Origin of the sequence: Citrobacter sp. Cb041 (genome assembly GCF_030336655.1) — a bacterium.
GTDB lineage: Bacteria > Pseudomonadota > Gammaproteobacteria > Enterobacterales > Enterobacteriaceae > Citrobacter > Citrobacter braakii.
Window position 1 is genome coordinate 168,103 of record NZ_JAOWDD010000028.1, and the last position, 16,566, is coordinate 184,668.

At 54.8% G+C, this 16,566-nt stretch carries 12 protein-coding genes and 1 pseudogene; 10 read left to right on the top strand and 3 right to left on the bottom strand.

Features of this window, described 5'->3' with window-relative positions:
- Window positions 1-51: 51 nt before the first annotated feature.
- A complete protein-coding gene (gene malZ, locus OGV52_RS03335) occupies window positions 52-1,869 on the top strand; it encodes a maltodextrin glucosidase (protein WP_259685322.1) in 1,818 nt (605 codons plus the stop codon).
- On the opposite strand, the pseudogene OGV52_RS03340 reads toward malZ, so the two are convergent.
- Window positions 1,863-2,764: pseudogene (locus OGV52_RS03340) on the bottom strand (LysR family transcriptional regulator). The gene malZ and the pseudogene OGV52_RS03340 overlap by 7 nt on opposite strands.
- A gap of 273 nt (window positions 2,765-3,037) precedes the next feature.
- On the opposite strand from OGV52_RS03340, the gene OGV52_RS03345 reads away from it, so the two are divergent.
- From OGV52_RS03345 to OGV52_RS03365, 5 genes are all read left to right on the top strand, one after another.
- Entirely contained in the window at window positions 3,038-3,679 is a 642-nt protein-coding gene (locus OGV52_RS03345) for a hydrolase (RefSeq protein WP_287108083.1), read from the top strand.
- Window positions 3,680-3,852: 173 nt separating this feature from the next.
- Window positions 3,853-4,398 carry an antibiotic biosynthesis monooxygenase gene (locus tag OGV52_RS03350; RefSeq protein WP_016152022.1) on the top strand — a complete coding sequence of 182 codons (546 nt, stop codon included), beginning with the start codon at window positions 3,853-3,855 and terminating at the stop codon, window positions 4,396-4,398.
- A 21-nt stretch (window positions 4,399-4,419) separates the two neighbouring features.
- A complete protein-coding gene (locus OGV52_RS03355; RefSeq protein ID WP_287108085.1) occupies window positions 4,420-6,288 on the top strand; it encodes an amidohydrolase in 1,869 nt (622 codons plus the stop codon).
- A 136-nt stretch (window positions 6,289-6,424) separates the two neighbouring features.
- Window positions 6,425-9,067 (top strand): DUF2339 domain-containing protein, encoded by a 2,643-nt coding sequence (locus OGV52_RS03360; RefSeq protein WP_287108087.1) that lies wholly within the window; start codon window positions 6,425-6,427, stop codon window positions 9,065-9,067.
- Entirely contained in the window at window positions 9,064-10,458 is a 1,395-nt protein-coding gene (locus tag OGV52_RS03365; RefSeq protein WP_287108088.1) for a DUF3999 domain-containing protein, read from the top strand. The genes OGV52_RS03360 and OGV52_RS03365 overlap by 4 nt, the downstream gene beginning before the upstream one ends.
- A 48-nt stretch (window positions 10,459-10,506) precedes the next feature.
- Here the strand turns inward: OGV52_RS03365 and OGV52_RS03370 are convergent, their stop codons facing one another.
- Window positions 10,507-11,109, bottom strand: coding sequence for a peroxiredoxin (locus tag OGV52_RS03370; RefSeq protein ID WP_003021524.1), 603 nt, complete (start codon window positions 11,107-11,109; stop codon window positions 10,507-10,509).
- A 168-nt stretch (window positions 11,110-11,277) separates the two neighbouring features.
- Entirely contained in the window at window positions 11,278-11,859 is a 582-nt protein-coding gene (gene acpH / locus OGV52_RS03375) for an ACP phosphodiesterase (protein WP_287108090.1), read from the bottom strand.
- Between the two features lie 217 nt (window positions 11,860-12,076).
- Between acpH and queA the strand changes: the two genes are divergently transcribed.
- Genes queA through secD form a run of 4 tightly spaced genes read left to right on the top strand, consistent with a single transcriptional unit; the run spans window position 12,077 to window position 16,560 of the window.
- Complete coding sequence (gene queA / locus OGV52_RS03380) at window positions 12,077-13,147, top strand: tRNA preQ1(34) S-adenosylmethionine ribosyltransferase-isomerase QueA (RefSeq protein ID WP_003021529.1); 1,071 nt, start codon at window positions 12,077-12,079, stop codon at window positions 13,145-13,147.
- Between the two features lie 55 nt (window positions 13,148-13,202).
- Window positions 13,203-14,330 (top strand): tRNA guanosine(34) transglycosylase Tgt, encoded by a 1,128-nt coding sequence (gene tgt / locus OGV52_RS03385; RefSeq protein ID WP_003021535.1) that lies wholly within the window; start codon window positions 13,203-13,205, stop codon window positions 14,328-14,330.
- 22 nt (window positions 14,331-14,352) lie between these two features.
- Window positions 14,353-14,685 (top strand): preprotein translocase subunit YajC, encoded by a 333-nt coding sequence (gene yajC / locus OGV52_RS03390; protein ID WP_003021544.1) that lies wholly within the window; start codon window positions 14,353-14,355, stop codon window positions 14,683-14,685.
- A gap of 27 nt (window positions 14,686-14,712) precedes the next feature.
- Window positions 14,713-16,560 (top strand): protein translocase subunit SecD, encoded by a 1,848-nt coding sequence (secD, locus tag OGV52_RS03395; RefSeq protein WP_072034088.1) that lies wholly within the window; start codon window positions 14,713-14,715, stop codon window positions 16,558-16,560.
- The last annotated feature ends 6 nt before the right edge of the window (window positions 16,561-16,566 follow it).

The following is a 16,566-nucleotide window of genomic DNA, read 5'->3' on the forward strand; positions in this document are numbered from 1 at the left end:
CTGCACTTCGCTATGGCAAGGTGACGTCATTATCATCAAAGGGGATACGTGATGTTGAACGCCTGGCACCTTCCGGTTGCCCCATTTGTTAAGCAAAACAAAGATCAACTGACGATTACATTATGGCTGGCGGGGGAAAATCCACCCCAGCGGGTGACGCTACGCGCAGAAAACGATAACGAAGAGATTTCGCTGGGTATGCACAAGCAACGCAGCCAGCCGCAACCGGGCATGACCGCGTGGAGAGCGGCGATCGATCTCTCCAGCGGACAGCCTCGTCGACGCTATAGCTTTAAATTACTTTGGCTCGATCGTCAGCTGTGGTTTACCCCGCAGGGATTCAGCCGTTTTCCGCCTGCGCGTCTGGAGCAGTTTGCTGTTGATGTGCCGGATAACGGTCCGCAGTGGGTCGCCGATCAGATTTTTTACCAAATTTTCCCGGACCGTTTTGCCCGCAGCCAGTCGCGTGAAGCGACTCAGGATAACGTCTATTACCACCATGCCGCCGGACACGATATTGTGCGGCGCGAGTGGGATGAACCGCTTACGGCCCAGGCCGGTGGCTCCACGTTTTATGGCGGCGATTTGGACGGCATCAGCGAAAAGCTGCCGTATCTGAAAACGTTAGGCGTCACGGCGCTGTACCTGAATCCGGTATTTACCGCGCCGAGTGTGCATAAATACGATACCGAAGATTACCGTCATGTTGATCCGCAGTTTGGCGGCGACAGGGCGCTGCTGCGCCTGCGTCACACCACCCAACAGCAGGGGATGCGCCTGATTCTCGACGGTGTTTTTAACCATAGCGGCGATTCACACGCCTGGTTTGACCGACATAATCGGGGAACGGATGGCGCGTGCCATAATCCGCAATCCCCCTGGCGCGACTGGTATCATTTCTCAGCCGACGGCGTCGCGCTCGACTGGCTGGGGTATTCCAGCCTGCCCAAGCTGGACTTTTCCTCTGAAAGCCTGGTGAATGAAATTTATCGCGGCGAAGACAGCATCGTTCGCCACTGGCTGAAAGCGCCGTGGAGTATGGACGGCTGGCGTCTTGACGTGGTGCATATGCTGGGAGAGGCCGGTGGTGCGCATAACAACCTGCAGCACGTGGCCGGAATTACGCAGGCGGCGAAAGAGACCCAGTCAGAGGCGTATGTGGTGGGCGAGCATTTTGGCGACGCGCGCCAATGGTTGCAGGCCGACGCGGAAGATGCCGCCATGAACTATCGCGGTTTTACCTTCCCGATATGGGGATTTCTCGCCAATACCGATATCTCATACGATCCGCAATTCATTGACGCCCAGACCTGTATGGCGTGGATGGATAACTATCGCGCGGGTTTGTCGCATCAGCAGCAGTTGCGGATGTTCAACCAGCTCGACAGCCACGATACCGCCCGTTTTAAATCTCTGCTCGGTAAAGACGTCGCACGTTTACCGTTGGCGGTGGTGTGGCTGTTTACCTGGCCTGGCGTGCCCTGTATTTACTACGGTGACGAAGTGGGACTGGATGGGAACAACGATCCGTTTTGTCGCAAACCATTCCCGTGGCAGCCTGAAAAACAGGACGCTAACCTGCTGGCGTTGTATCAGCGGCTGGCAACATTACGCCACCAGAGCCAGGCGCTGCGCCATGGTGGTTGTCAGGTGATTTACGCCGAGGATAACGTGGTGGTGTTTGTACGCGTGCTAAACCGCCAGCGCGTATTGGTGGCGATTAACCGTGGCCACGCCTGTGAAGTGGTCCTGCCAGCCTCGCCATTACTTAGCGTCAGCCAATGGCAGCACCAGGAGGGCAAAGGCGTGCTTGCCGAGGATATCCTGACGCTGCCGGCGATTTCCGCCTCGGTGTGGATGGGTCATTGATATAAGCGCGTAACATCCGGGCTTGCCAGTAGCGTTTCCCGCCACCAGCGCTGCGCCAGTCCATCGCGGTTATTGCGCCAGGCCATATAGGCCACGTCTTTTTGGCGAAATGAGATGACCGTTTTTTCCACCAGCTCGCCCGTGGCAAGCCACGGGTTAGCAATATGGCGGGGGAGAAATCCGCAGCCCAAGCCGGCCCGCAGTAGCATCACCTTACTGTGGAAATCATCAACGCGAATCTGCGCCTGCTCCTCCATCAGATTGGTTTGTAACGGATGACAAAAGCGGGCGCTGTCGCTAATGACAATCGCCCGGTGCAGGCACAGCTGTTCGTTAGTCAGGCCATCCGGTGCTGCGGCCAGCGGATGCTCAGGCGCAACGACAAACACATTGTCCGCGTGCCAAGCATTTTGTAGGACCAGGCCGCTGACGTAGGCGGTTCATTAATCGCCCCCAAAATAATATCTGCTCCATTATGCGTCAGCTCCTCCCAGGAGCCCGCCAGCGTATGGTGGGTGAAGTTAAGGCGGGTTTGCTTATTCAGCGCGTGAAATTCATCGATAATGGGCAACAGCGAGGCGAAAGGGAAGGAGTCGTCCAGCGCAATCGCCAGCTCTTTTTCCCAGCCTGAACTCAGCTGCACCGCCTGCTTTTCGAGATCTTTTGCCGCACTCAGCAGCAAACGTCCCTTTTCCAGCATCATCTGACCGGTGTCGGTAAATTTTGCCCGGTGACCGGAACGGTCAAGCAACTCGATATTCAAATCACTTTCCAGCTTTTGAATCATATAGCTGAGTGCTGCAGGGGTTTTAAACAGCGATTCCGCCGCCGCGGCAAATGAACCCTGTTTATCAAGTGCGTCGAGAATTAGCAAAACATCCAGATTAATGCGCATAAGCAGAAAATATCCTGAAAATTAAACCCCTCTGTTGTACCGAATGGAGAAAAACAATGCCAGTGAATAAATTAGATGAGTCATGCGCATTTTTTTGATGTTGTTTAGGATATATCGCAACACAAAATTAATAGTTTCACTGGATGGTAAGTTTTCTTTAATAACTCGTTAGAAATTTCCCGCTATACTCAACAAGCTTTCTGATTCAGGATCCTGCTGCTGACGGCAGATACAGACCGTTGCCTTTTAACTTATTGATTAAGAAGGTGTGCTATGTCTATTCGGGAACTGATTGACCCTCAAAACTCAACGCTTATTTTTATTGATCATCAGCCGCAAATGTCATTTGGTGTGGCGAATATTGATCGCCAGACTTTGAAAAATAATACCGTGGCATTAGCTAAGGCCGGGAAAATATTTAATGTTCCGGTGATTTATACTTCTGTGGAAACGAAAAGTTTTAGCGGTTATATCTGGCCGGAATTGTTAGCGGTTCATCCTGATGTGAAACCAATTGAACGCACCTCGATGAACTCCTGGGAAGATGCGGCGTTTGTGAAAGCCGTGGAAGCGACCGGGCGTAAAAAATTGATTATCTCCGCGCTGTGGACCGAAGTATGCCTGACTTTCCCGGCGCTGATGGCGCTGGAAGCGGGTTACGAAGTTTATGTGGTAACTGACACTTCCGGCGGCACGTCCGTGGATGCCCATGAGCGTTCTATCGACCGCTTGGTACAGGCGGGTGCCGTACCTGTGACCTGGCAACAGGTTCTTCTCGAGTACCAGCGCGACTGGTCCCGCAAAGAAACCTACGACGCCGTCATGGATCTGGTACGTGAGCACAGCGGCGCCTACGGTATGGGCGTGGATTACGCCTACACCATGGTGCATGGCGCGCCGGAACGTAAAGCCTAAATACACCTCATCCTTCATGTTGCCTCTTTGTAGGCATCGTTTGCGTACCCCGGTCACTCACTTTGTCAGCTTCCGGGGTTAGACAATCTTGCCGCTTCGATGCGCCATGAATGATTTTGTGTATTGCTTCCGTGGCCTAAGCGGGCCTGTTTCCTCTCAACAAGGAACCCTTTATGGCGCAGAACAAACATGTGACGTTGGTGATTTCCCACACCCTGCTGCCTGAACAAGCGCAGCGGTATGAGCAGTGGCTGGGGAAAATCATGCCGGTGGCGGCCGAGTTTCCCGGTCATCTGGGGGCGAATGTGATTCGTCCAGCAGATGGCAACAATCTGTGGAACATCATTATCCGCTTCGACACGCTTGAGCATCTGTATAACTGGACCCAGTCCGATACGCGCCGCGTGCTGGTCGAAGAGATTGCCCCGCTGCTGGCGGAGGGGGATAAAACCGAAATCCGCACCGAAGCGGCGTTCTGGTTTACGCCGCCCGCGCCCCATGTACGTCAGCCCAGGCGCTGGAAACAGTTTCTGATAACCCTGCTGGTGATTTTTCCCAGCACCAATCTGGTGCCGTGGTTGACCGGCATTGTGCTGCCTGCCATGAAGGGCTCGTTACTCCTGCATCTGATCAATGATGCCTGTGTGGTTGCGCTGGTGGTCTGGTTCTGGATGCCCATCGTAACCCGTCTGTTTGCCGGATGGCTGAAAAAAGCCTGACCGGTTTCTCAGGAGATTGTTATGTCTCAAACTGCCACACTGATTCTGACTCACGGAAAAATTCATACTCTCGAAAGACAAAACCCGCAGGTCGAGGCGGTGGCGATCGCCAATGGTAAGATCCTGGCGACCGGTAGCCACGATCGCATCATGAGTTTTGCCACCGACGGGACGCAGGTTGTCGATCTGCAAGGGCATACGGTGATCCCGGGCCTGAACGATTCGCACCTGCACCTCATTCGCGGCGGTCTGAATTACAACCTGGAATTGCGTTGGGAAGGCGTTCCGTCGCTGGCGGACGCGCTACGCATGCTCAAAGAGCAGGCTGACAGAACGCCATCGCCGCAATGGGTGCGCGTGGTGGGCGGCTGGAGCGAATTCCAGTTTGCCGAACGTCGCATGCCAACCCTCGAAGAACTGAATGAAGCGGCCCCGGATACCCCAGTTTTTGTTCTGCACCTCTACGACAGAGCTTTGCTGAACCGTGCCGCACTGAAAGCAGTCGGCTACACCAAGGCGACGCCGGACCCGGCGGGTGGTGAGATTGTGCGTGATAGCAACGGTAACCCAACCGGGATGCTGATCGCCAAACCCAACGCCATGATCCTTTATTCGACGCTGGCAAAAGGACCAAAACTGCCGCTGGAAATGCAGGTCAACTCGACCCGGCAGTTTATGCGCGAGCTGAACCGTCTAGGGCTGACCAGCGCCATCGATGCAGGCGGTGGTTTTCAGAACTACCCGGAAGATTACGAGATAATTGAGCAGTTACACGCCAACAAACAGATGACGGTGCGCATCGCCTACAACTTGTTTACCCAGCGTCCGCAGCAGGAACTGGAAGACTTTGAACGCTGGACCGATATGCTCAAACCAGGGCAGGGGACCGACTTCTACCGTGCCAATGGGGCAGGGGAAATGCTGGTCTTCTCGGCCGCGGATTTTGAAGACTTCCTCCAGCCACGCCCGGATCTGCCGGAAGGTATGGACGATGAGCTGGAGCGCGTGGTACGCCACCTCGTGGAGCACCGCTGGCCGTTCCGCCTGCACGCCACCTACGATGAATCCATCAGCCGAATGCTCGACGTATTCGAGAAGGTGAATCGCGATATCCCGTTCAATGGCCTGCACTGGTTCTTCGATCACGCTGAAACGATTACCGAACGGAATATCGAGCGCGTAAAAGCGCTGGGGGGCGGGATCGCTGTTCAGCACCGTATGGCGTTCCAGGGCGAATATTTTGTCGATCGCTACGGCAAAGATGCGGTCAAACATACCCCGCCGGTGGCGAAAATGCTGGCGGCTGACGTTCCGGTAGGGCTGGGGACTGATGCCACCCGCGTGGCCAGCTACAACCCGTGGACAGCGCTCTACTGGCTGGTTTCGGGCCGTACTGTGGGAGGGATGGCGATGTACGATGATAACAATCGCCTGCCACGCGATGTGGCGCTGGAACTGTGGACGGCCGGTAGCGCCTGGTTCTCCAGCGAACAGGGTAAGAAAGGGCGCATCGAGAAAGACCAACTGGCCGACCTGGTGGTGCTGTCTAAAGATTACTTCAGTGTGCCGGAAGAAGAGATCAAAGGCATAGAGTCGGTGATGACCATTGTCGATGGCAAAGTGGTGTATGCGGCCGGGCATTTCACTCCGCTGGCGCCGCCGGCCATCCCGGTTGTACCTGACTGGTCGCCGGTGGTAAAAGTGCCGGGGCACTATCGCTCAGCGCCGCCTGCTGCGGCGAAAATTGGCGCAATGGTGCAGATGCACCAGTGCTGCGGCAGCTGCGGCGTACACGGTCATCAGCATGATATAGCGCGTAAATCGGCAATTCCGGTGTCAGATGACCGGGCTTTCTGGGGCGCGCTTGGCTGCTCCTGCTTCGCGTTTTAATCCCTCATCACAGCCCCTGGCCAAACGCAGGGGCTGATTGTCTATTCTGAAAAGCGGTTCATCGTGTTAACCGATATGGCGCAACTGCAACAATTTGTGTCATTCTGGTCTGTCTTTATACAGTGAAGGTGGAAACATGGATGAGCTGCTAACCCTTGGCTGCATTGTATTATTCTTCGCGCTGGTAGTCGTTCCTGGCCTCGCGATCGTGGCATTCAGACGCAGTGCGGCTGTACGTTCTGAGCTGATGGTCTTGCGCCGTCGGGTAGAGGAGCTGGAGCTGCGCGGTGTGGCGCAGACCAGCGCCGTTGAGCCAACGGCAGCAAAAGAAATTGTTCCTGCCGATGCGCCAACGGCTGCGATGAGCAGCGTATCGCCGGAGCCAGTAACTGAGCCGCCGCCTGAGCCCGTTAACCCGTGGGCTTCACAGCCGAAGCCGGATAATGCGGCGGTATCTACGCCCGACGTCGAGCGGCCTTCTGCTTTTGGCGGGGTAATGTCATCGCTGGTGCGCTGGTTTATGCAGGGTAACCCGTTGGCAAAGCTCGGTATTTTGCTCCTGTTTTTGGGGCTTTCTTTCCTGCTGCGTTATACGGTCGAACATTCTCTGTTTCCGCTGGAGCTGCGTCTGGTGGCGGCCGCGCTGTTCGCTATTGTGCTGTTGGCGTTGGGCTGGCGGTTGCGGCATAAGCAACCGATCTATGCGCTGATATTACAGGGGGGAGCTACCGGAGCACTCTATCTCACCGTCTTTGGCGCGTTCCGGCTGTGGCAAATGCTGCCAATGACGCTGGCATTTGCGCTGCTGGTGGTGATTTGTGCGGCGAGTGTGGGGCTGGCTATTCTGCAAAAGGCGCTCAGCCTGGCGATGCTGGCAAGTCTTGGCGGTTATCTTGCGCCGCTGTTGCTTTCCACCGGCGGCGGCAGTCATGTCGCGCTCTTCTCATTCTATCTTCTGCTCTCGGTCGGCATTCTCGCCATCAGCATCTGGCAGCACTGGCGGGAGCTTAATCTGCTTGGCCTGCTGTTCACCTTCGGCGTTGGCGGGGTATGGGGCCTGGAGGACTATCGACCAGAGTATTACCTGAGTTGCCAACTGTTCCTGATCGCCAACACGATTATTTTTGGCGTGCTGAGCGTGGCGTTGTCGCTCCGGGCGCAGGAAAAAGGCAAACAGATTATTGACGGCGTACTGCTGTTTGCCCCACCGCTGATCGGTTTTGGAATGCAGTATGCCATTACCCGGCATATGGCTTATGGTCCGGCGCTTAGTGCGCTGGGCTACGGTGGTTTCTATCTGGTGTTAGCAAAGTTTGCGTTGCGGCGTTCCTCTTCTCTGGGGAGACCTCTGGTATTGTCCGCCCTGGCGCTCGGTGGTGCGTTTACCACTCTTGCTATCCCGTTGGCGCTTTCAGCCCGTTGGACGGCGATGGCCTGGTCGCTGGAGGGGCTTGGGATCCTCTGGCTGGGCGTGCAACAACAGCAACGACGCATGAGTTATAGCGGTACGGTGCTGCTCGTGCTGGCCGTGGGGAGCGCGCTATGGGCGCTGGTGAACGGAACAACCGCGCTCTCAGTCATGCTGATTTTTGCCGTGCTCAGCCTCAGTTGGCTGGTTGCTGCGTGGCTATGGCGCAACATTTGGATGCCGGGCAGTTGGGCGCTACTCGCTGGTGGTTTGGTTTTCTGGATTGTTGCGCTCGTTGCTGCATCGCAACTCGTTCTGAAACAGGAGCGGTGGGTACTGTCTGGCGTGCTAGCATTAATGGCGGTATCGAGCTGGGGCTGGCGAAGTATCGCGGGTCGCCTGGCGTGGCGGGAGCTGGATGCCAGTAAATGGCTGCTGTGGCCGATGATGCTGGTGATGCTGATGTATCAGATCGCTGTACAGCAGATTTTTGCGGCGGGCTGGCCGAATCTGGCCTGGTGCGCGGCGCTAATTGTTGCGATAGCGCTGCTCTGGCGTGACGCACAAATATTACCGCCAATGCTTTCCAGACTGGCGCATTTATCGTTCTTATGGATGATTTTACTGGCGCTCGCGGTTGAGCTGTTCTGGTTCGCGCAGGGGCTGCCGTGGGGAAGGGCTGCGTGGGGTAGCGGCCTGATGATGGCGGCTGGCGGGCTGCTTATTTTCCTGATTTATCAGTCTGTTCATCGACAAATCTGGCCGTTTCGCATCTGGCCTATCCTCTATTCTGTTCAGGCGATGGTTCCCGTTGTGCTGGTGCTGGCCGGTCTGCTCGTGCTGACCAATTTACAAGATGGCGTAGTTTATCGTCAGACTTATCTGCCGTTGCTCAACCCGCTGGAAGAGGGCGCAGCTTTTGCCCTACTGGGCCTGGTGGTGTTTTATCGCGCGTCTGAACGCTATTTCCCGGTGCAGCTTTCGGTATGTCGCCCATGGCCGGTTGTGGCGCTGATGGCGCTCAGCTTTTGGTGGCTCAATGGTGTGCTGCTGCGCGCATTGTCCTGGTATGGCGAGGTTGCGTGGCGTGTAGACGCACTATGGGATTCACGGCTGATTCAAACCTGTTTTGCTCTGTTCTGGATGCTGGCGGCATTGGTGGTGATGCTGCGAGCGACCCGGCGCCGCTCGCGTCGGGAATGGCTGTGTGGCGCGGTATTGCTGGGGATAGTCATTGTGAAACTGATGCTGGTGGACAGCGCAGGAGGCGGCGGTCTGGCGCGCGCGGTTGCGTTTATCGGCGTGGCCATTCTGGTGTTGATTATCGGGTATTTTTCACCATTACCGCCCAAAGCTGGAGAAGAAAAATGAAATGGATGAAAGCGGTGTTATGCAGCGTACTGCTGGGCGCGACAGGCGCGGCGGTAAGCAGCGATGAAGTGAAAGAGTCTCCCGCGGACTACGTAACGGGGGTGACGCTGGAAACTACGGGCACATCACCGTGGTATCGCCTTTCGCTACCTCCGGCGGTGTATCCGGGTACCGCCTGGGCGGATTTGCGCGATGTCCGGGTCTTTAACCATCTGGGGGAGACGGTGCCGTTTACTCTGGTGGCGCAGAAAACCCAGCCCGTTACGCCAGAGGCAGTGGCGCTGCGTTTTTTCCCGCTTGATATGTCACCGGTTGCGCCGCGTGAGGAGGGGCAACGAGGCGGAGACGCTATTGTTTTACGCTCGAAGAGCGGCATTGAAATTCATTTGCAAAGTGATGATGTCAAAGCGCTCGGCCAGAGCTATTTACTGACGCTCCCGGAAGAGACGAAAGATGCCTTTTCACTGGCGCAGTTACGCCTGAACTGGGACTCGCAGGCGGGCAACTGGCAGGGGAAAGCCTCGGTTTATGCAAGCAGTGATTTGCGCTACTGGCGACCCGTGCAGGAAGATGCGCCGTTAATGGATCTGACGCGTGATAACGATCGCCTGAAAATGGACACCATCAGCGCCAGCCTCACGCTCTCTGTGGAGGCGACTCGCTACCTGCTTGTGATCCTCGACTCGCAAAGTCCGGCGCTGACGTTAAACAGCGTGAGCGCGATAGCGGCCAGCAGCGAGCCGGAATCCGAGCGTATCGTGATTGAAGCCCAGGGGATTAAGGTTTCGGATGACGAAGCCGTCTGGCGATGGGCGCAGCCCCAGCCGCTGACCTCGCTTCGCATCGATCTGGAAAGTGAAGGTGTTTTACCGGTGGAACTGGCCTGGCGCAGCGCTGAAAAAGAGCCCTGGCAGCCGCTGACAAAAACCATGCTTTACAATCTGGACTGGAGGAGTGCGGAAGATATTCGTCTTTCCGGTCAGTTGGTTGAGGCCGTCCGGATGACGACCATTAACGCCCGGTTGCCAGAGAGGCTGCCTGAGTTGAGCGGCATGCGCGACAGTTATCAACTGGTGTTTAATACGCAGGGCAAAGGGCCTTATATGCTGGCGTGGGGAAACCGGGCGGCGAAAAAGGCTGATGTTGGTCTCGATATGCTGATCCCGGCGTCGCTGCGTAAATCGCAGGAGATAGATTATCTACCGTGGGCGACTCTTCAGGAGAGCGTGGCGCTTGGTGGTGAAGCGCGATTGACGGCAACGTCAGTAGCTGAGCAACAAAGCCAGTGGAAAACGCTGTTGGTGTGGGGGGCGTTAATTCTTGGGGTCGCCGTACTGGCGCTTATGGCGTGGCGAATCTGGCGTGAAGTGAAAAAGGGTAATCCGACATAAACCAATAAAAGAGGCCCGCATTTGCGGGCCTCTTACGATTCATGCCAATTACAGGCTGGAAACGTTCTCGGTCAGGTATTTTGCCACGCCGTCCGGAGACGCGTTCATACCTTCTTTACCTTTTTCCCACTGTGCCGGGCAAACGTCGCCGTGCTCTTCGTGGAACTGCAGCGCGTCAACCATGCGCAGCATTTCGTCGATGTTACGACCCAGCGGCAGATCGTTAACCACCTGGTGGCGAACAACGCCGTTAGCGTCGATCAGGAAAGAACCGCGCAGAGCAACGCCCGCTTCCGGGTGCTCGATGCCGTAGGCTTTCTGGATTTCGCGTTTGATGTCAGCAACCATTGCGTATTTCACTGCACCGATGCCGCCTTTGTCGACAGGGGTGTTACGCCATGCGTTGTGGACAAATTCAGAGTCGAAGGAAACGCCAACAACTTCCACGCCGCGCTTCTGGAATTCTTCGTAACGTTTGTCGAAAGCGATGAGTTCAGACGGGCAAACGAAGGTGAAGTCCATCGGCCAGAAGAACAGAACGGTAGTTTTACCGTTGGTATGCTGTTTGAAGTTGAAGTTTTCAACGATCTCACCGCTACCCAGTACCGCAGCTGCTGTGAAATCCGGAGCCTGACGAGTTACCAGTACCATATAATTCTCCTGCAATGTTAAGGGGTTTTTGGAACGCAACGCGGGCCAGTATAGAGAGTGTTCGCGAATAAGACAAAGAGGCGCTGGCAATCAATGAGACAGGTTTTGTCTATCAATCTTTTGCCGGATGGCGGCTACTGCTTATCCGGCGGCTAATACGGGCTGTAGTCAAAGGGTTTTACGCTGCGCCTGTTCCATCATTTGCGGATAAAACTGCCAGAACCGTTCCTCTAACGCATCGTAATGCGTATCCAGGTCATACCATGAGTCACGCAGGGCATCGAGTCGTGGGCGGCGGCTGGCCATGCCATTCAGGACGTTCTGGATAAAATCCATGTCCCGATAGCGCTCAAGCCATTTCTCTGACCACATATAGTTGTTTAAATTGATAAAGCGCGGTGGCGATTCAGGCAAAATAGTGGTCACCTGGGTGCGAGCATAGCGCACAAAGTCCGCCAGCGGGAAGTCGGGGGATATTTCCGACCAGTGGCGCGACAGAAAATGATCCCACATTACGTCCAGCGTAATCGGCGCGACACGGCGCGTTTCGCTGCGAAACCACTCTTTGGCTTCACGCACCTGCGGCAGGTTATCGGTCATCACGTCGATACGACGGTGCATGAAGATGCCTTCTACCACGTCAGGCGAATAGTGCGTTTCCGGATTGCCCCGGACAAAGTCGGCCAGCAAATTGCCGGAAAGCGAGCTGTTGGCAAGGTGAGCCAGATGCAAATGTGCAAGAAAATTCATATCCACTTCATCCTTCAAACTGCCTCTTTGTTGGCTGCCTTCTCTCACCCCTGTCACTTACTTGAGTAAGCTCCCGGGGACTCATTCAGTTGCCGCCTCGATGCATCTTGAATGATTTTGTGTATAGATTATGTCTTTTAACTTGAGGGGTAAAGGTTGCAGGGAGGACGCCCCGGCACTAGACTACCCGCCTCTTATTTTAGTCTGAGTCAGTGTCATGCGCGTTACCGATTTCACCTTTGAACTACCCGAATCCCTGATTGCCCACTATCCGCAAGCTGAGCGCAGTAGTTGCCGCTTGCTGTCTTTGGACGGGCCGACGGGCGCGCTGACGCACGGTACTTTCACCGATTTGCTCGATAAGCTCAACCCTGGCGATTTGCTGGTCTTTAACAACACCCGCGTTATTCCGGCGCGTCTGTTTGGCCGTAAAGCCAGCGGCGGCAAGATCGAAGTGCTGGTCGAGCGTATGTTGGATGACAAACGTATTCTGGCGCATATTCGCGCCTCGAAAGCGCCAAAGCCGGGGGCCGAGCTGCTGCTGGGCGACGACGAAAGTATTAAAGCAACGATGGTGGCACGCCATGACGCGCTGTTTGAAGTCGAGTTTAACGACGAGCGCAGCGTGCTGGATATCCTTAACGCCATCGGCCATATGCCGCTGCCACCGTATATTGACCGTCCGGATGAAGATGCCGACCGCGAGCTGTATCAGACCGTGTATAGCGAAAAACCGGGTGCGGTCGCCGCGCCGACTGCGGGTCTGCACTTTGACGATCCGCTGCTGGCTAAGCTGCGCGATAAAGGCATTGAAATGGCGTTCGTCACGCTGCACGTGGGCGCGGGGACTTTCCAGCCGGTGCGCGTAGACACCATCGAAGATCACATCATGCACTCCGAATATGCGGAAGTGCCGCAGGATGTCGTTGATGCTGTGCTGGCGGCGAAAGCGCGCGGCAACCGCGTGATTGCGGTGGGCACCACCTCCGTACGTTCACTGGAAAGCGCGGCACAGGCGGCCAAAAACGACCTTATCGAGCCGTTTTTCGGCGATACGCAAATATTCATTTATCCTGGCTATAAATATCAGGTGATTGATGCCCTGGTAACCAACTTCCACCTGCCGGAATCAACGCTGATCATGCTGGTTTCCGCGTTTGCTGGTTATAAAAACACCATGCACGCCTATCATGAAGCGGTAAAAGCGGAATATCGCTTTTTTAGTTACGGTGATGCGATGTTTATCACGTACAATCCGCAGGCTATTTCTGAGCGTGTCGGGGAATAAATCCGCGATATGAGTATTTAAAACGTCGGACTGTTTTTCTGACGCAGGAGTTAAGATGAAATTTGAACTGGATACCACAGACGGTCGCGCTCGCCGCGGCCGCCTGGTTTTTGATCGTGGCGTAGTAGAAACACCTGCTTTTATGCCGGTCGGTACTTACGGTACTGTGAAAGGCATGACGCCGGAAGAAGTTGAAGCAACTGGCGCGCAGATTATCCTCGGTAACACCTTCCACCTGTGGCTGCGCCCGGGACAGGAAATCATGAAACTGCATGGCGATCTGCACGATTTTATGCAGTGGAAAGGGCCAATCCTCACCGATTCCGGCGGCTTCCAGGTTTTCAGCCTGGGTGATATCCGTAAGATTACCGAGCAGGGCGTGCATTTCCGTAACCCGATCAACGGCGATCCGATTTTCCTCGATCCCGAGAAATCAATGGAGATTCAATACGATCTCGGTTCCGATATCGTCATGATCTTCGACGAATGTACACCGTATCCGGCCGACTGGGACTATGCTAAACGCTCGATGGAGATGTCTCTGCGTTGGGCGAAGCGCAGTCGGGATCGTTTTGATAGCCTCGGCAACAAAAATGCGCTTTTTGGCATCATTCAGGGCAGTGTTTACGAAGATTTACGTGATATCTCCGTTAAAGGTCTGGTAGACATCGGCTTTGATGGCTACGCTGTCGGCGGTTTGGCTGTCGGTGAGCCGAAGGAAGATATGCACCGCATCCTGGAGCATGTATGCCCACAGATTCCGGCAGATAAACCTCGTTACCTGATGGGCGTCGGCAAACCAGAAGATCTGGTTGAAGGCGTACGTCGCGGTATCGATATGTTTGACTGCGTGATGCCAACGCGAAATGCCCGTAATGGTCATTTGTTTGTGACTGACGGCGTGGTAAAAATTCGTAACGCGAAACATAAAAGCGACACCAGTCCGCTCGATGCTGAGTGTGATTGCTACACCTGTCGCAATTATTCGCGCGCTTACTTGCATCATCTCGACCGTTGCAACGAAATATTGGGCGCGCGACTCAACACGATTCATAACCTTCGCTACTACCAGCGTTTGATGGCGGGTTTACGCAAGGCTATTGAAGAGGGTAAATTAGAGAGCTTCGTGACCGATTTTTACCAACGTCAGGGTAGACCAGTTCCACCTGTGAACGTTGATTAATTTTAATAATGAGGGAATTTGAATGAGCTTTTTTATTTCTGATGCGGTAGCGGCAACAGGTGCTCCGGCGCAGGGCAGCCCGATGTCTCTGATTCTGATGCTGGTGGTGTTTGGTCTGATTTTCTACTTCATGATCCTGCGCCCGCAGCAAAAGCGCACCAAAGAACACAAAAATCTGATGAACTCCATTGCGAAAGGCGATGAAGTGCTGACTAACGGTGGTCTGGTGGGTCGCGTGACCAAAGTAGCAGAATCTGGCTACATCGCTATCGCGCTGAACGACACCACTGAAGTGGTTATTAAACGTGATTTCGTAGCTGCCGTTCTGCCGAAAGGCACCATGAAGGCGCTGTAATTTATTGTTTTCCCAAAGGGAACTGCCGTGTTAAACCGTTATCCTTTGTGGAAGTATGTCATGCTGATCGTCGTTATTGTCGTCGGTCTGCTCTATGCGCTTCCCAACCTGTATGGTGAGGATCCGGCTGTTCAAATCACTGGCGTGCGCGGTGCCGCCGCCAGTGAGCAAACGCTGATCCAGGTCCAGAAAACGTTACAAGAAGATAAAATCACACCTAAGTCTGTGGCTCTGGAAGAGGGTGCTATTCTTGCGCGCTTCGACTCCACTGATACCCAACTGCGCGCACGTGAAGTGTTAATGGGCGTATTGGGCGATCAATACGTCGTGGCGCTTAACCTTGCACCGGCAACTCCACGCTGGCTGGCAGCCATTCACGCAGAACCGATGAAACTCGGTCTTGACCTGCGTGGCGGCGTTCACTTCCTGATGGAAGTGGATATGGACACCGCGCTGAGTAAGTTGCAGGAACAAAATATCGATAGCCTGCGCAGCGATCTGCGTGAAAAAGGCATACCTTATACTACCGTTCGCAAAGAAGATAACTACGGTCTGAGCATCACCTTCCGTGATAGCAGCGCCCGTGATGAAGCTATCTCTTACCTGAGCAAGCGTCACCAGGATCTGGTTATTTCCAGCCAGGGCAGCAATGCTCTGCGTGCGGTGATGACCGATGCGCGCCTGAGCGAAGCCCGTGAATACGCGGTACAGCAGAACATCAACATTCTGCGTAATCGTGTTAACCAACTGGGTGTTGCTGAGCCGGTGGTCCAACGTCAGGGTGCTGACCGCATTGTGGTCGAACTGCCAGGCATTCAGGATACCGCGCGTGCGAAAGAAATTCTGGGCGCTACCGCGACGCTGGAATTCCGTCTGGTGAACACCAACGTTGACCAGTCTGCTGCGGTATCCGGGCGTGTACCGGGTGATTCGGAAGTGAAACAGTCTCGTGAAGGTCAGCCGGTTGTGCTGTACAAACGCGTGATCCTGACCGGTGATCATATCACCGACTCCACTTCCAGCCAGGACGAATACAATCAGCCGCAGGTTAACATCTCGCTGGATAGCGCGGGTGGTAACATCATGTCCAACTTCACCAAGGACAACATCGGTAAGCCGATGGCGACCCTGTTCGTGGAGTACAAAGACAGCGGTAAAAAAGATGCCAACGGTCGCGCAGTGCTGGTGAAACAGGAAGAGGTGATTAACATCGCCAACATCCAGTCTCGCCTGGGCAACAGCTTCCGTATCACCGGTATTAACAACCCGAACGAAGCGCGTCAGCTTTCTCTGCTGTTACGTGCCGGTGCGTTGATTGCGCCGATTCAGATTGTTGAAGAACGTACCATCGGTCCTACCCTGGGTATGCAGAACATTAAACAGGGTCTGGAAGCGTGTCTGGCCGGTCTGGTGGTGTCTATCCTGTTCATGATCTTCTTCTATAAGAAGTTCGGTCTGATTGCGACCAGTGCGCTGATTGCTAACCTGGTACTGATTGTCGGTATTATGTCGCTGCTGCCGGGCGCTACGCTGAGTATGCCGGGGATTGCGGGGATCGTCTTAACCCTTGCCGTCGCGGTCGATGCGAACGTACTGATTAACGAACGTATCAAAGAAGAGTTGAGTAACGGGCGTTCGGTGCAGCAGGCCATCAATGAAGGTTATGCGGGTGCATTTAGCTCCATCTTTGATGCGAACATTACGACGCTGATTAAGGTCATTATCCTGTACGCAGTTGGCACCGGGGCAATTAAAGGGTTCGCGATTACTACCGGTATTGGTGTGGCGACGTCGATGTTTACCGCGATTGTCGGTACACGTGCCATCGTAAACCTGTTGTATGGCGGCAAGCGCGTCAAAAAGCTGTCAATCTGAGGAGTG

Coding starts and splice junctions, on each gene's coding strand:
- OGV52_RS03355 (WP_287108085.1), top strand. CDS start 4,420: ATGTCTCAAACTGCCACACTGATTCTGACTCACGGAAAAATTCATACT.
- OGV52_RS03360 (WP_287108087.1), top strand. CDS start 6,425: ATGGATGAGCTGCTAACCCTTGGCTGCATTGTATTATTCTTCGCGCTG.
- tgt (WP_003021535.1), top strand. CDS start 13,203: ATGAAATTTGAACTGGATACCACAGACGGTCGCGCTCGCCGCGGCCGC.
- queA (WP_003021529.1), top strand. CDS start 12,077: ATGCGCGTTACCGATTTCACCTTTGAACTACCCGAATCCCTGATTGCC.
- malZ (WP_259685322.1), top strand. CDS start 52: ATGTTGAACGCCTGGCACCTTCCGGTTGCCCCATTTGTTAAGCAAAAC.
- OGV52_RS03345 (WP_287108083.1), top strand. CDS start 3,038: ATGTCTATTCGGGAACTGATTGACCCTCAAAACTCAACGCTTATTTTT.
- OGV52_RS03365 (WP_287108088.1), top strand. CDS start 9,064: ATGAAATGGATGAAAGCGGTGTTATGCAGCGTACTGCTGGGCGCGACA.
- acpH (WP_287108090.1), bottom strand. CDS start 11,859: ATGAATTTTCTTGCACATTTGCATCTGGCTCACCTTGCCAACAGCTCG.
- OGV52_RS03350 (WP_016152022.1), top strand. CDS start 3,853: ATGGCGCAGAACAAACATGTGACGTTGGTGATTTCCCACACCCTGCTG.
- OGV52_RS03370 (WP_003021524.1), bottom strand. CDS start 11,109: ATGGTACTGGTAACTCGTCAGGCTCCGGATTTCACAGCAGCTGCGGTA.
- yajC (WP_003021544.1), top strand. CDS start 14,353: ATGAGCTTTTTTATTTCTGATGCGGTAGCGGCAACAGGTGCTCCGGCG.